Raw genomic sequence first — 829 nt, forward strand, 5'->3', positions numbered from 1 at the left:
CTTTAAAACTGATTTCTCTTTTCTTCCGACAATTTGAGTTGGGATGAGTACAGCTTCAAGAAAGACAAGATAAGCTCCATTGCTCAAGATTTTGGCACCCTGAATGTAATCGAAATCCTAGATGGGCGAACTCAAGCAACGATTCGAAATCACTTCCTACGTTACCACCACTCTGTTAGAAACAGGTTAAAGTCATTACCATGGATATGTTTAGTCCCTATTATCAGTTAGCTAAACAACCTTTGCTCTCCATTTTTAAGGCTCAGGCTGAAACAGTCTCCCAGACTGTTTCACTCCCAAATGTGAAACTCGTTCTGGAGTGCTTTTCGATACACGCTTTTATCGCCCTATTTTTCGTATGCATTTGACTAACAAAGAAATTCTAGAAAAGCTCCTCTCTTACTCTCAAGAGCTCCAAGAGCATTACGAACTCTATCAACTCTTACTTTTTCACTTTCAAGAGAAACAAGCTGATGAGTTTTTCTGTTTGATAGAGGATAGTCTATCTGTTGTTCATCCTATCTTTCAGACTGTTTTTAAGACTTTCTTGAGGGACAAAGACATGATTATGAACGATCTTCTAACCTTATCAAGGTTATCAAACGGAATGTCGTGGTTTTCGCAACTTTGACAACTTCCAAAAACGGATTTTGATCGCTATAAACATCAAAAAGGAGAAGACGAAACCCGTCCCCTCCAGATGTTAGCTTTTTATCTACCCACTATAGTTGACAAAGAGCCTTTTTATCTAACTCCGCCAGTAGGACTCGAACCTACGACATCATGATTAACAGTCATGCGCTACTACCAACTGAGCTATGGCGGATAA

General features: G+C 39.4%; 1 tRNA gene and 1 pseudogene. One reads left to right on the top strand and one right to left on the bottom strand.

Going from position 1 to position 829, the window contains the following annotated elements:
• Positions 1–707: pseudogene (locus SORDD16_RS12095) on the top strand (transposase); the annotation flags it as partial.
• Between the two features lie 45 nt (positions 708–752).
• Here the strand turns inward: SORDD16_RS12095 and SORDD16_RS09840 are convergent.
• Positions 753–826 (bottom strand) — tRNA-Asn (locus SORDD16_RS09840).
• Between the last annotated feature and the right edge of the window lie 3 nt (positions 827–829).

Origin of the sequence: Streptococcus oralis (genome assembly GCF_001578945.1) — a bacterium.
Classification (GTDB): domain Bacteria; phylum Bacillota; class Bacilli; order Lactobacillales; family Streptococcaceae; genus Streptococcus; species Streptococcus oralis_Q.